Below are 14350 nucleotides of genomic sequence, written 5' to 3' on the forward strand. Positions count from 1 at the left end.
ATTACGCCGCGGCAGGCTTCGCCTGCCGCGCGATGGCGAGCGCAAGCAGCGCCGCGATGATGCAGAGCGCACCGGCGATGAAGAACGCCGGCAGGTAGCTCTGCAGCAGCGTGCGCGACAGGCCGGCGCCGAAGGCTGCGGTGCCGGCGCCGAGCTGATGTCCGGCAAACACCCAGCCGAACACCAGATTGGCGCGCTCCGGCCCGAACCGCTGCGCCGTCAGCCGCACTGTCGGCGGCACGGTCGCGATCCAGTCGAGGCCGTAAAACATCGCGAACAGCGACAGGCCATAGAACGAGAAGTCGGTGAACGGCAGGAACAGCAGCGAGAGTCCGCGCAGGCCGTAGTACCAGAACAACAGCCAGCGATTGTCGTAGCGGTCCGACAGCCAGCCCGACACGATGGTGCCGACGAAGTCGAACATGCCCATCGCGGCGAGCAGGCTTGCCGCCTGGACCTGCGGGATGCCGAAGTCGAGGCACATGGGGATCAGGTGCACCTGGACCAGGCCGTTGGTCGAGGCGCCGCAGATGAAGAAGGTCGCGAACAGCATCCAGAACACCGGCACCCGCACCGCATCGCGCAGGGTGCCGAGCGCGGCGGCGAGGATCGGCGTGGTCACAGGGGCGGGCGCCGCGATCGGATCGGTGCCGTTGTCGCCGAATGGGCGCAGACCGAGATCGCTTGGCCGGTCGCGCATCAAGAGCAGCACGGCGGTCGCGGAGACGCCGAGCGCGAGGCAGACCAGCGCCAGCGCCGTGCGCCAGCCGAGCCGTTCGGTGAGGCTGGCGAGCAGCGGCAGGAACACCAGCTGCCCGGTGGCGACGCTGGCGGTGAGGATGCCGACGACGAGGCCGCGCCGCGCCACGAACCACCGCGTGGCGATGGTCGCGCCGAGCACCAGCGCGGTCATGCCGGTGCCCAGCCCGATCACGACGCCCCACAGCAACACGAGGTGCCAGACCTGGGTCATCGCCAGCGATGCGAGCAGCGCCGAGACCACGATCAGCTGCGCCAGCAAGGTGATGTTGCGCAGGCCGTAGCGGTTGAGCAGGGCGGCCGCGAACGGCGCCATCAGCCCGAACAGCACGAAGCGGATCGACAGCGCCGAGGAGATCTCCGCGGTGCTCCAGCCGAACTCGTGCTGCAAGGGCACGATGAACACGCCGGGCGCCCCCACCGTGCCGGCCGAGACCAGCGCCGTGAAGAAGGTGACGGCGACCATCACCCAGCCATAGTGGATGTTGCGCCGTCCGAGGGCTGCGGCGAGCTGATTGGAGATCATGCGGTTCTCGTGAGGCTAGGAAACGGCGTCAAGTCTGGCAGACGGCGCACGTGACATAAATGGCAAAGTTCCCTCGTTTCAGGACATCACGGCCGCTCCACCGCGATCGCCGTTGCCTCGCCGCCGCCGATGCACAGCGCGGCGATACCGCGTTTCAGGCCACGGGCCTGCATCGCATGCAGCAGCGTCACGATCAGCCGCGCGCCGGTGGCGCCGATGGGATGGCCGAGCGCGCAGGCGCCGCCATTGACGTTCAGCTTGTCGCGGGGAATGCCGAGGTCGCGCTGCGCGGCCATCGCGACGACCGCGAACGCCTCGTTGATCTCGAACAAATCGACGTCCTCGACGCGCCAGCCGACCTTGTCGAGCAGCTTACGGATCGCCGGGATCGGCGCCGTCGTGAACCATTGCGGCTCCTGGCTGTGGGTCGCGTGCCCCTTGATCTCGGCGATCACGGGAAGGCCGTCGCGCTCGGCGCGTGATCGTGCCGTAAGCACGAGCGCCGCGGCGCCGTCGGCATTGGCGGAGGACGCCGCCGGCGTGATCGTGCCGTCCTTGCGGAAGGCCGGCTTCAGTGCCGGAATCTTGGCAGGATCGACCTTGAGCGGATGCTCGTCATGGGTGACCAGCCGCGGGCCGGATCTTTCCGTCAGCGTGATCGGTGCGATCTCGGCCGCGAACGCGCCGCTCTCGACTGCCTTGCGGGCGCGCGTCAGCGTCTCGACAGCGTAGGCGTCCTGATCGGCACGGGTGAACTGATAGGCTTCGGCGGTGGCCTCACCAAAGTCGCCCATGGAGCGGCCGGTGTCGTAGGCGTCCTCCAGCCCGTCCAGCATCATGTGGTCGAGAATGCGGTCGTGGCCGGCGCGATAGCCGCCGCGCGCCTTGGCCAGCAGATAGGGCGCATTACTCATGCTCTCCATGCCGCCGGACACGACGATCTCGGCCGAGCCGGCCCGGATGATATCGTGCGCCAGCATCGTCGCCTTCATCCCGGAGCCGCAGACCTTGTTGATGGTCGTGGCGCCGGTCGCATCGGGCAGGCCGGCGCCGCGCGCGGCTTGGCGAGCCGGGGCCTGGCCCTGACCGGCCGGCAGCACATTGCCCATCAACACCTCCTGCACCGCGTCAGCGGAGACGGCCGCCCGTTCCAGCGCGGCGTTGATCACGTGCGCGCCGAGTCGGTGCGCGCTGAGCGGCGACAACTCGCCCATGAAGCGGCCGAGGGGCGTGCGGGCGGCGGACAAGATGACGACGGGATCGGACGATGCCATGGCTGGCTCCCTGATTGGATTATCATCATCATATAATGTCGCCATGGAAAAGAAAACCCCGGCAAGTTCTCTCAACATCTTCCGAAGACGACGCGACATTGCCCGGGGGTTGCAGTCGGAAACTTTGCGAAAATTGCGCCCTAGCGCTTGCGATCGATGAAGTGCTGCATCAGCCGCTTGGGCTCGTCGGTCAGGAACGATCGTCCGAAGGCGCCGATCGACACCTCGATCGACTCCTTCAGCGGCAGATCCTCCCATTGCCGCAGCAGGGCCTTCTGCGCCCGCAATGCTTCGGGACCGCAGGCGAGCAGCGATGCAATGACCTTCTCGACCGCGTTATCGAGCTCTCCTTCGGCCGCAACCAAGTCGGCGAGTCCCCAGGCGAGCGCGGTCGGCGCATCGATCGTCTCGGCTGTCATCACCAGCCATCGCGTGCGGCCCCAGCCGATCAACCGTGGCAGCAACGCGGCATGAATGACCGAGGGGATGCCGACGCGCACCTCGGGCATGCCGAATCTGGCGTCATGGGAGGCAACTCGGATGTCACAGGCTGCCGCGACTTCCAGGCCACCGCCGAGGCACCAGCCCGGCATTCGCGCGATCACGGGCACTGGAAAGTTCCGAACCGCCTCGCATAGTCCGGCCAGGCGCGAGATGAACGCCTCTGCCGAGGCTTGATCGAGCGTCGCCATCTCCTTGATGTCGGCGCCGCCGATCATGCTCTTCTCACTTTCTCCCGCCAGCACGAGCGCGCGAATGCTGGCGTCGGAGGCGAGTGATTGCAGTCCGGCTTGTATGCCAAGGATGGCCGCCGAGCCGAGAATGTTCAGCGCGCCGGCATGGCAGATCGTCAGCCGGACCACGCCGCGGGCGTCGCGACTCACGCCGCAGTGAGAATTGAGCATGTCCATGGCCGGCCTCGTCGGGTTGTTGGGCGTGAAAGTCGCGGGAATAAATCAGGCCAGCGAAGTTGATTTAGATCAACTCGAATTCATCAAATAGCTGCAGCGAGCAGGGCGCAGAGCTGCTATTGTATGACCTCAGACATTCAATGGGACGGCAATGCGCTACTCTCCGGAACACAAGGCGGAAACCCACGCGCGAATCGTGCGCAAGGCGTCGGTGCGGCTGCGGGAGAAGGGCGCTCACGGGGTCGGTGTTGCCGATCTGATGAAGGAGGCCGGGCTCACCCATGGCGGCTTCTACGCCCATTTCGAATCGCGCGAGGCGCTGGTCGTCGAGGCGTTCGGCTATGCGATCGACCGTTCGGTCGAGCGCTGGCGCAAACTGTTGGAAGAGCTGCCGCCACAGAAGCGGCTCGCCGCGATCGTCGACGGCTACCTGTCGCCCGAGCATCGCGATGATCCTGGCCATGGCTGCGCGGTGCCGGCGCTCGGCGCCGAGATCGCGCGCGAGAGCGCCAGGACGCGCAAGGCTTTCGCAGCGAAGCTGGAAGAGCTGATCGACCTGTTCGCCGATTACATCATCGACGTGCCGCGCAAGACCGCGCGCAAGCGGGCCTCCGCGATGCTCGCGACCTTGATGGGGACCATCGTCATGGCGCGGGTCACCGGGAGCGGCCAATTATCCGACGAGATCCTGAACTCCGGACGCGAGGTGGCTCTGGCGATCGCCACGGACGGTGCGCCGGCCGGCAAGCCGCCGGCGCGGGGGGCGGCGAAGAAGGCGGCAAAAAAGCCGGCGTCCGCGAAGCGCTGAGCCTGTGGCCCGCGGGGGGCGCCGCGTCCGAGCGCGCGTTTGACGGGGAAGCGAAGGGGCGGCATTTTCGCAGCGCCGGTCAGCGCTTAGACCCTTCCCAAACGCCGCAAAGACTGCAAGATGCCGGCCAAATCGGCACTGCTTACCCCTTGCGGAGGATACCCATGCGTTCGATCGGTCATTTCATTGGCGGCAAAGAGGTCAAGGGCACGTCTGGACGGACGGCCGACGTCTTCGAGCCGATGACCGGTGACGTCCAGGCGAAGGTCGCCTTGGCCTCGCGCGCCGAGCTCCGGGCCGCCGTGGAGAATGCCAAGGCCGCGCAGCCGGCCTGGGCCGCGACCAACCCGCAGCGACGGGCCCGCGTGATGATGAAGTTTTTGGAACTCGCCCAGCGCGACTACGACCAGCTCGCCGAGCTGCTGGCACGCGAGCACGGCAAGACCATTCCGGACGCCAAGGGCGACATCCAGCGCGGCCTCGAAGTGGTCGAGTTCGCCTGCGGCATTCCGCACCTGATGAAGGGCGAATACACCGAGGGCGCCGGTCCCGGCATCGACATCTATTCGATGCGTCAGCCGCTCGGTGTCGTTGCCGGCATCACGCCGTTCAATTTCCCGGCGATGATTCCGATGTGGAAGTTCGCCCCCGCCATCGCCTGCGGCAATGCCTTCATCCTCAAGCCGAGCGAGCGTGACCCGGGCGTGCCGATGAAGCTCGCCGAGCTGATGATCGAGGCCGGCCTGCCGCCGGGCATCCTCAACGTCGTCAACGGCGACAAGGAGGCGGTCGACGCCATCCTGGAGGATCCCGATATCATGGCGGTGGGCTTCGTCGGCTCGTCGCCGATCGCGCAGTACATCTATGAGCGCGCCGCTGCCCACGGCAAGCGCTGCCAGTGCTTCGGCGGCGCCAAGAACCACGCTATCATCATGCCTGACGCCGACCTCGACCAGGCGGTCGATGCGCTGATCGGCGCCGGCTACGGCTCGGCCGGCGAGCGCTGCATGGCGGTCTCGGTCGCGGTGCCCGTCGGCAAGACCACTGCGGATCGGCTGATGGACAAGCTGATCCCGCGCGTCGAAGCCCTGAAGATCGGCACCTCGGTTGATCCGTCGGCCGATTTCGGCCCGTTGGTGACCCGCGAGGCGGTCGAGCGCGTGAAGAACTATGTCGACATCGGCGTCAAGGAAGGCGCGACGCTCGCGGTCGACGGCCGCGGCTTCAAGATGCAGGGCTACGAGAACGGCTTCTACATGGGCGGCTGCCTGTTCGACAACGTCACCAAGGAGATGCGGATCTACAAGGAAGAGATCTTCGGCCCCGTCCTATCGGTCGTGCGCGCCAAGGATTACGCCGAGGCGCTGGCGCTGCCGTCGGATCACGACTACGGCAACGGCGTTGCGATCTTCACCCGCGACGGTGACGCCGCGCGCGACTTCGCGGCCAAGGTCAATGTCGGCATGGTCGGCATCAACGTGCCGATCCCGGTGCCGATCGCCTACTACACCTTCGGCGGCTGGAAGAAGTCGGGCTTCGGCGATCTCAACCAGCACGGCCCGGATTCGATCCGCTTCTACACCAAGACCAAGACCGTCACCTCGCGCTGGCCGTCCGGCGTCAAGGAAGGCGCGGAATTCTCGATCCCGCTGATGAAGTGACGACATATGGGAGCCGATGACGGCTCCCATTTTCGTCATTGCGGGCGAAGCGACGCAACCCAACCCAGGGCGTCGTCCATAAGTCTGGATTGCTTCGTCGCTTCGCTCCTCGCAATGACGAGGGCCGAGGACACGTCAACGAACAAAAACTTGGAAACGCGGAGAACGAATGCAGTTCGCTCTCGATGAGGATCAGATCGCGGTGCGCGACATGGCGCGCGCGTTTGCAGCCGAGAAGATCGCCCCGCATGCGCTGCGCTGGGACGAGGAGAAGCATTTTCCGGTCGATGTGATGCGCGAGGCCGCAAGCCTCGGCATGGGCGGCATCTACATCCGCGACGATGTCGGCGGCTCCGGTCTTTCCCGGCTTGATGCCGCGCTGATCTTCGAGGCGCTGGCGACAGGCTGCCCGACGGTGTCCGCCTTCATCTCGATCCACAACATGGCGTCGTGGATGATCGACACGTTCGGCACCGAGGCCCAGCGCCAGGCGTACCTGCCGAAGCTCTGTCCGATGGACCTGATCGCGAGCTATTGCCTGACCGAGCCGGGTGCCGGCTCGGACGCCGCCGCGCTGCGCACCCGCGCGGTGCGTGACGGCGACGACTACGTGCTCAACGGCCAGAAGCAGTTCATCTCCGGCGCCGGCGCGACCGACATTCTCGTCGCGATGGTGCGCACGGGAGCCGATGGTCCCGGAGGCATCTCGACCCTGGTGATCGATGCCAAGACCCCCGGCGTGTCGTTCGGCGCCAACGAGCGAAAGATGGGCTGGAATGCGCAGCCGACCCGCGCCGTGATCTTCGAGAATGCGCGTGTGCCCGTGGCGAACCGGCTCGGCGAGGAGGGTATCGGATTCAAGATCGCGATGGCCGGGCTCGACGGCGGCCGCCTCAACATTGCGGCGTGCTCGCTCGGCGGCGCGCAGGCGGCGCTCGACAAGACGCTGGCCTACACCAGGGAGCGCAAGGCGTTCGGCAAGCGGCTCGATGAATTCCAGGCGCTGCAATTCCGCATCGCCGACATGGCGATTGAACTCGAGGCGGCGCGGACGTTCCTGTGGCGAGCGGCGGCGGCGCTCGATCGGAAGGATCCGGATGCGACCATGCTGTGCGCGATGGCCAAGCGCTTCGGCACCGATGTCGGCTTCGAGGTGGCCAACCAGGCGCTGCAGCTGCATGGCGGCTACGGCTACCTCAGCGAATACGGCATCGAGAAGATCGTCCGTGATCTGCGCGTGCACCAGATTCTCGAAGGCACCAACGAGATCATGCGCCTGATCGTGTCGCGCAAGCTGATCGAGGGCGCGCGATGAGCGACGTCATCGAAGGCGATCTGATCGTCCGGCGCGAAGGCTCGGCGGGCATCATCCGGCTGAATCGCCCGAAGGCGATCAACGCGATGACGCTGGAGATGTCGATGGGCATCGACGCGGCGCTCGATCAATTCGAGGCCGATCCTGCCGTCGCGGTGGTGGTGCTCGAAGGTGCGGGCGAGCGTGGGCTTTGCGCTGGCGGCGACATTCGCGGGCTCTATGAGAGCTCGAAGGTGAATGGCGACCTCGGAAAAGTGTTTTGGCGCCAGGAATACATCATGAACGCGCGCATTGCGGCGTTCCCGAAGCCCTATATCGCGTACATGGATGGCCTCGTCATGGGTGGCGGCGTCGGCCTGTCGGCGCATGGCCGGCATCGCATCGTCACCGAGAAGACCAAGCTCGCGATGCCCGAGGTCGGCCTCGGTTTCTTTCCAGACGTCGGCGGCACCTGGCTATTGGCGCGCGCGCCGGGCGAACTCGGCGCCTATTTCGGTTTGACCGGGCAGACCATGAATGGTCCCGACGCGATCCACGCGCGCTTTGCGGACGCCGTGGTGCCAACGGAGAAATGGCCGGCGCTGCGTGAGGTCCTGACCAAGGTCAGGCCGGGCACGCTCTCGGTCGAGATCGATCGGCTGATCGCAGGCTTTGCCGCGGGTGAGGCCGCCGGACCTGTCGCTGCGCGGCAGGCGAAGATCGATGCATGGTTCGCCCACGATAACATGCACGATATCTTTGCGGCGCTGGAAGCCGATGGCTCCGAGCTTGCGTCGTCGACTCTGAAGACGTTGAAAGAGAAGTCGCCGCGCGGCATGGTGGTGACGCTCAAGCTGCTGCGGCTGGCGCGCGGAGCGACATCGTTGCAGGAGTGTCTGGTGCGCGAGTATCGCGCGGCGCTCGAAGTCTTCCGCAGCGACGATTTTCGCGAAGGTGTGCGCGCCGCGATCATCGACAAGGATCGCAATCCAAAATGGTCGCCGCCGGATGTCGATCAGGTGACGCCGGAGATGCTGGCGCCGTATCTCGCCGAGATCGGGGCCGACGAGCTGACATTTCCGCAAACGAGATAACAAGCAGTCGAGGGGAGAGAACGAACCATGGCAACGATCGCATTCATCGGCCTCGGCAACATGGGCGGCCCGATGGCCGCCAATCTCGTCAAGGCCGGCCACAAGGTGGTCGCGTTCGATCTGGTCGAGGCCTCGCGTGCGCAGGCCAAGGCCGATGGCGCCGAGATCGCCGACAGCGCCGTTGCGGCGGTGAAGGGCGCCGACGCCGTCGTCACCATGCTGCCGGCCGGCAAGCATGTGCTGGCGGTCTGGAACGAGATCGTGCCCGCGATGGCGAAGGGCGCCCTGATCATCGATTCCTCGACCATCGACGTCGAGAGCGCGCGTGCTGCGCATGCGCTGGCGGCCAAGCATGGCATTGCGGCTGTGGACGCGCCGGTGTCCGGCGGCACCGGCGGGGCCAAGGCGGCGACGCTGACCTTCATGTGCGGCGGCGAGGAGGGCGCGTTCGCCGCGGCCAAGCCGATCCTCGAAAAGATGGGCAAGAAGATCGTCCATTGCGGCGGCGCGGGCGCAGGCCAGGCGGCCAAGATCTGCAACAACATGATCCTGGGCATCTCGATGATCGCGGTCGGCGAGGCCTTTGCGCTGGGCGAGAAGCTCGGCCTGTCGCATCAGGCGCTGTTCGACGTCGCCTCGACCTCGTCGGGTCAGTGCTGGTCGCTGACGTCCTATTGCCCGGTGCCGGGCCCGGTGCCGGCCTCGCCGGCCAACAACGACTACAAGCCGGGCTTCGCCACCGCGCTGATGCTGAAGGATCTCACGCTGTCGCAGGATGCTGCGAAGGCCGCCGGCGCGGCGACCCCGCTCGGCCAGCACGCGCAGGAGATCTACAAGGCGTTCGACGCAGCCGGCCATGGCGGCGTCGATTTTTCGGGGATCATTCAGCACGTCCGCAAGCTCGCCGGGACCAATTGATGACGACATTCAAGGACGCACGCGCGTTTCTGCTGGCGCATCGCACCGACTACGATGCCGCCGTGAAGGGTTTTCGCTGGCCCGATCCGGTGCCGTTCAACTGGGCGCTCGACTGGTTCGATGCCGAGCTCGCCTCCGATCCCGAGAGCCGCGAGCGCACCGCGCTGTGGATCTTCGATGCCGCGCAGGATCGCCAGACGAAGCTGTCCTTCGCCGCGCTGTCGCGGCGCTCCAACCAGGTCGCCAACTTCCTGCGCGCGCAAGGCTTGAAGCGCGGCGACCATCTGCTGCTGCTGCTCGGCAATGTCGTGCCGCTGTGGGAGACGATGCTGGCGGCGATGAAGCTCGGCGTGGTCGTGATTCCAGCGACCACGCTGCTGACGACCGACGAATTGCGCGACCGTCTCGAGCGTGGCCGCGCGAAGGCTGTCGTCGCCGCGCAGGACCAGGTCGCGAAGTTCGCCGATCTCGGCGCGGATGATTTGGTTCGGATCGTCGTGGGGACGACGACATCGGCCGGCTGGCTGCCGTTCGAGCAGGCGGCCGATGCCGCCGAGGCGTTCACGCCGGATGGTCCGACACAGCCTGATGATCCGATGCTGCTGTATTTCACCTCCGGCACGACGGCCAAGCCGAAGCTGGTGCGGCATAGCCATCGCAGCTATCCGGTCGGCCATCTCTCGACGATGTACTGGCTCGGGCTGCAGCCGGGCGACGTGCATCTCAACATCTCCTCGCCGGGCTGGGCCAAGCACGCCTGGAGCTGCTTCTTCTCGCCGTGGAATGCCGGCGCGACCGTGTTCGTGGTCAACCAGCCGCGCTTCGACGCCAAGGGGCTGCTCGCGATCATCAAGCGCTGCGGCGTGACGACCTTGTGCGCGCCGCCGACAGTGTGGCGGCTGTTCATTCAGGAGCATCTCGCCGACTTCAAAGTCAGCCTGCGCGAGGCCTGCGGCGCCGGCGAGCCGCTCAATCCCGAGGTCATCGATCAGGTCCGCGCCGCCTGGGGGCTGACGATTCGCGATGGCTACGGCCAGACCGAGACCGCCGCGATCTGCGGCAACTCGCCGGGTCAGAAGCTGAAAATCGGCTCGATGGGTCGGCCGTTGCCGGGCTACCGCGTCGAGGTTGCCGACATCGACGGCAATCTGGCGAGCGAAGGCGAGATCACCTTGGCGCTGACGGGTGAGCGTCCGGCCGGGCTGATGCAAGGCTATCAAGGCGACGACGGCAGGCTGTCGGGCGCGGACGGCACGCGCTATCGCACCGGCGACGTCGTGTTCCGGGACGAGGAGGGTTACCTCACCTTCGTCGGTCGCTCCGATGACGTGTTCAAATCCTCCGACTATCGCATCTCGCCGTTCGAGCTCGAGAGCGTGCTGCTGGAGCACGAGGCAGTGGCCGAGGCCGCCGTCGTGCCGAGCCCGGATCCGATCCGGCTCGCGATCCCCAAGGCCTATGTGTTGCTGACATCAGGCGCGGACCGATCGCGTGCGACCGCGCTGTCGATCTTCGAGCACCTGCAGGCGCGGCTGGCGCCGTTCAAGCGCATCCGCCGGCTCGAGCTCGTCAGCGAACTGCCGAAGACGATCTCCGGAAAAATCCGCCGCGTACAGCTGCGCCGGCTGGAGCACGAGGACAACCGCACGGACCATCTGCGCGGCACGGAATTCAAGGAAGAGGACTTCCCGGAGCTGAAGACGCGGCCGTCCGGGCACGAGGTATAGGGAACGCATGAACCAGATCTGGAAGAAGCCGCCGATTTCGCTCGAAGCCTATCAGGCCATGGTCGGCCAGGAGATCGGCGTGTCGTCATGGCACGTGCTCGATCAGAAGCGCATCGACACCTATGCCGACGTAATCGAAGATCATCAGTTCATCCATGTCGATCCTGACAAGGCCAAGGCCACGCCGTTCGGCACCACCATCGCACACGGCTTTCTGACGATGTCGCTGCTGTCGGTCATGTCCTACGAGGTCATGCCGGCGATCGAGGGCACGGCGATGGGTGTCAATTACGGTTTTGACAAGCTGCGCTTCATTTCGCCGGTGAAATCAGGCAAGCGCGTGCGTGGCCGCTTTGTGCTCGCGGAAGCCACGCTGCGCAAGCCTAAGGAGTTGCAGTCGCGCACCAACGTTACGGTCGAGATCGAGGGCGAGGAGAAGCCCGCGCTGGTCGCCGACTGGATCGGGCTGATCTATCTGAGCTAACCAACTCTTGTCACACCCCACTTTCGTCATCGCCGGGCTTGACCCGGCGATCCATCTAGACCGAGATTCTGTCGAAGTGGATGGATGCCCGGGTCGAGCCCGGGCATGACGACCTAACTGATAGGGCAAACATCATGGCAATCAGATTCGACGGACGCGTCGCCATCGTCACCGGCGCAGGGAATGGTCTCGGGCGCGCGCATGCGCTGGGGCTGGCGAGCCGCGGCGCCAAGGTCGTGGTCAATGATTTCGGCGGCGCGCGCGACGGCACCGGCGGCTCGATGACCGCGGCGGAGACCGTGGTCGAGGAAATCCGCAAGGCGGGCGGCACCGCGATGGCCGACGGCGCCGACGTCTCGAACTTCGAGCAGGTCACCGCGATGGTCGAGCGCGCCACCAAGGAATGGGGCAGCGTCGACATCATGTGCGCCAATGCCGGCATCCTCAGAGACAAGTCGTTCGGCAAGATGGAGGTCGGCGATTTCGCCAAGGTGCTCGACGTGCATCTGGTCGGCAGCTTCTACTGCTGCAAGGCAGTGTGGAACGGCATGCGCGAGCGCAACTACGGCCGCATCGTGCTGACGACGTCGTCCTCCGGCCTGTTCGGCAATTTCGGCCAGGCCAATTACGGCGCGGCCAAAACAGGGATGGTCGGCCTGATGAACGTGCTGGCCGAGGAGGGCCGCAAGACCAACATCCGCGTCAACATCATCTCGCCGACGGCCGCGACCCGCATGACCGAAGAACTGCTGCCGCCGCAGGCGCTGCAGCTGATGAAGCCGGAATCGATCACGCCGGCGGTGGAATATCTCCTCAGCGAGGACGCGCCCACCCGCACCATCATGGGCGCCGGCGCCGGCTCGTTCGCGGTCATCAAGATCCTGGAGAGCGAAGGCATCAACCTGCCCCCGGAGGAGTGGACGCCGGACGCGATCGCGGCGCACTTTGCCGAGATCAGCGACATGTCGAAGGCGCGGGCCCTGCAGGGTGCGTTCGAGCAGACGCAGAAATATGTCTCGCAGGCCGCCGCGCGGCTGGGGATCAAACTTTAAGGCGCGAAGCCTGCCCCACACTCCGTCGTCATGGCCGGGCTTGACCCGGCCATCCATCACTTTTGGCACAGAACGCTTGGAGAGACGTGGATGCCCGGGTCAAGCCCGGGCATGACGACTTTTTGCATAACGACGGGCGCGGCCTAAACTGGCGACATGTCATCTTCAAAGCAAATCGCCGTCATCGGAGCCGGCCCAGCCGGGCTGATGGCCGCCGAGGTGCTGGCCGAGGGCGGAGCCAGCGTCACCGTCTACGACGCGATGCCATCGGTAGCGCGCAAGTTCCTGATGGCGGGGCGAGGGGGCCTCAATCTCACGCATAGCGAAGAGCTGGCGGCATTCCTGTCGCGTTATCGCGAAGCCGCGCCCTGGCTTGCGCCGGCCATCCAGGCTTTTTCGCCGCAACAACTTCGCGAGTGGTGCGAAGCGTTGGGCCAGCCGACCTTCGTCGGCTCCTCGGGCCGCGTGTTTCCGGTTGCGATGAAAGCCTCGCCGCTGCTGCGCGCCTGGCTGCGCCGGCTCGACGCGCAGGGCGTGCGCTTCGAGCTGCGGCATCGCTGGACCGGCTGGGACCAGCAGGGCCATCTCATCTTTGCAACGCCAAACGATCCACATACCATCGCAGCCGATGCGACGGTGCTCGCGCTCGGCGGCGCCTCCTGGCCGCGCCTCGGCTCCGACGGCGGCTGGGTGCCGATCCTCGGGGCGAAAGGCATCGCGATCGCGCCGCTCCGTCCGGCCAATTGCGGCTTCACCGTCGCCTGGTCCGACATCTTCCGCGACCGCTTCGAGGGCCAGCCGCTGAAGGGCATCGCGTTGTCGTTCGGAGAGCACAGCAGACGCGGCGAAGCCGTGATCACGCGCAACGGCGTCGAGGGAGGCGCCGTCTACGCGCTGTCGGCCGAGTTGCGCGAGGCAATCGCTGTTCATGGCGAGGCGACGCTGCACGTCGCGCTGCGGCCCGATGTCGAGGCCGCTGATCTGATCAAGAAGCTCTCGGCCCCGCGCGGCAAGCAGTCGTTTTCGAATGTGCTGCGCAAGTCGCTGCAATTGTCACCGGTCGCGATCGGTCTGCTGCAGGAGGCGGCGAAGACACAAGGCCCGGCTCTGTCGTCGCTGTCGCCGGATCGCCTTGCGGCGCTGATCAACGCCGTACCAATCAAGCTGACAGGCACCGCCGGCCTCGCCCGCGCCATCTCCAGCGCCGGCGGCATCGCGCGTGATGAGCTCGATGCCGACTACATGCTGCGGCGACTGCCGGGCGTGTTCGCCGCAGGCGAGATGCTGGACTGGGAAGCTCCGACCGGCGGTTATCTGCTGCAAGCCTCGTTCGCGACCGGCGTTGCCGCAGGGAAGGGCGCGTTGAAGTGGCTGAGAGGGACCGGGCCGTCATGACCGAGCAGCTACCTGAGCCCTGGTTTTTGCTTACCGACGATCATGTGCGGACGACACTGGAGGCCGAACTCGCGCGTGAAATTGCTCCTGGCCATGCACTGGCACATCTGCCCGGCAGCATCGTCGCAAAGCGTGACGATTGCGATGATGTCCTCGTCACATTGCGTGACGGCCGCGTAGCCGTGGTTCACCTCACGTGGTCTGGCGGTCGCGAAGCCGACCCCCGGCGGCCGACAACTGTGTTCTACGACTCGCTCGACGATTGGCGTCTCTCTTTCGACTGATCGTGATTTCGGAAGGAGCCAACTTCAGATACCGCCGTCATTGCGAGCGAAGCGAAGCAATCCAGGGCTGCGTGTGTAGCTCTGGATTGCTTCCGCCGTCGCCCTTTGGGCTATGGCGGACAAGTCGTCGCTCCGCTCCTCGCAATGACGGACTGAGAGAGTT

General features: G+C 66.0%; 12 protein-coding genes and 1 pseudogene. 10 read left to right on the forward strand and 3 right to left on the reverse strand.

Annotation, left to right across the window (positions count from 1 at the left end; genetic code table 11):
• Position 1 precedes the first annotated feature (1 nt).
• The 3 genes from QXZ94_RS05805 to QXZ94_RS05815 form a co-directional block, all read right to left on the reverse strand.
• Entirely contained in the window at positions 2-1285 is a 1284-nt protein-coding gene (locus QXZ94_RS05805; RefSeq protein WP_315719594.1) for an MFS transporter, read from the reverse strand.
• An 86-nt stretch (positions 1286-1371) separates the two neighbouring features.
• On the reverse strand, positions 1372-2559 hold the full coding sequence (locus tag QXZ94_RS05810; protein ID WP_315719595.1) for an acetyl-CoA C-acyltransferase: 1188 nt from the start codon (positions 2557-2559) through the stop codon (positions 1372-1374).
• A 140-nt stretch (positions 2560-2699) separates the two neighbouring features.
• Positions 2700-3470, reverse strand: coding sequence for an enoyl-CoA hydratase (locus QXZ94_RS05815; protein ID WP_315719596.1), 771 nt, complete (start codon positions 3468-3470; stop codon positions 2700-2702).
• Between the two features lie 151 nt (positions 3471-3621).
• Between QXZ94_RS05815 and QXZ94_RS05820 the strand changes: the two genes are divergently transcribed.
• The 10 genes and pseudogenes from QXZ94_RS05820 to QXZ94_RS05865 all read left to right on the forward strand — a co-directional run bounded on the left by QXZ94_RS05820 (position 3622) and on the right by QXZ94_RS05865 (position 14187).
• On the forward strand, positions 3622-4278 hold the full coding sequence (locus tag QXZ94_RS05820; RefSeq protein WP_315719597.1) for a TetR/AcrR family transcriptional regulator: 657 nt from the start codon (positions 3622-3624) through the stop codon (positions 4276-4278).
• A 164-nt stretch (positions 4279-4442) separates the two neighbouring features.
• Entirely contained in the window at positions 4443-5939 is a 1497-nt protein-coding gene (locus QXZ94_RS05825) for a CoA-acylating methylmalonate-semialdehyde dehydrogenase (RefSeq protein WP_315719598.1), read from the forward strand.
• Between the two features lie 169 nt (positions 5940-6108).
• Positions 6109-7254, forward strand: coding sequence for an isobutyryl-CoA dehydrogenase (locus QXZ94_RS05830; protein ID WP_315719599.1), 1146 nt, complete (start codon positions 6109-6111; stop codon positions 7252-7254).
• Positions 7251-8327 carry an enoyl-CoA hydratase/isomerase family protein gene (locus QXZ94_RS05835; protein ID WP_315719600.1) on the forward strand — a complete coding sequence of 359 codons (1077 nt, stop codon included), beginning with the start codon at positions 7251-7253 and terminating at the stop codon, positions 8325-8327. Before QXZ94_RS05830 ends, QXZ94_RS05835 begins: the two co-directional genes overlap by 4 nt.
• A gap of 18 nt (positions 8328-8345) precedes the next feature.
• Positions 8346-9245: pseudogene (gene mmsB / locus QXZ94_RS05840) on the forward strand (3-hydroxyisobutyrate dehydrogenase); the annotation flags it as partial.
• The gene (locus tag QXZ94_RS05845) at positions 9245-10972 is read left to right on the forward strand and encodes an AMP-binding protein (RefSeq protein WP_315719601.1); all 1728 of its coding nucleotides are present in this window, start codon (positions 9245-9247) and stop codon (positions 10970-10972) included. The pseudogene mmsB and the gene QXZ94_RS05845, both read left to right, overlap by 1 nt.
• A 7-nt stretch (positions 10973-10979) precedes the next feature.
• A complete protein-coding gene (locus tag QXZ94_RS05850; RefSeq protein WP_315719602.1) occupies positions 10980-11456 on the forward strand; it encodes a MaoC family dehydratase in 477 nt (158 codons plus the stop codon).
• Positions 11457-11590: 134 nt separating this feature from the next.
• Positions 11591-12508, forward strand: a complete 918-nt coding sequence (locus QXZ94_RS05855; RefSeq protein WP_315719603.1) for an SDR family NAD(P)-dependent oxidoreductase — start codon at positions 11591-11593, stop codon at positions 12506-12508.
• A gap of 156 nt (positions 12509-12664) precedes the next feature.
• On the forward strand, positions 12665-13903 hold the full coding sequence (locus QXZ94_RS05860) for a TIGR03862 family flavoprotein (protein WP_315719604.1): 1239 nt from the start codon (positions 12665-12667) through the stop codon (positions 13901-13903).
• Complete coding sequence (locus QXZ94_RS05865; protein WP_315719605.1) at positions 13900-14187, forward strand: hypothetical protein; 288 nt, start codon at positions 13900-13902, stop codon at positions 14185-14187. Before QXZ94_RS05860 ends, QXZ94_RS05865 begins: the two co-directional genes overlap by 4 nt.
• The last annotated feature ends 163 nt before the right edge of the window (positions 14188-14350 follow it).

Origin of the sequence: Bradyrhizobium sp. SZCCHNS2022 (genome assembly GCF_032377575.1) — a bacterium.
GTDB classification, from domain to species: domain Bacteria; phylum Pseudomonadota; class Alphaproteobacteria; order Rhizobiales; family Xanthobacteraceae; genus Bradyrhizobium; species Bradyrhizobium aeschynomenes.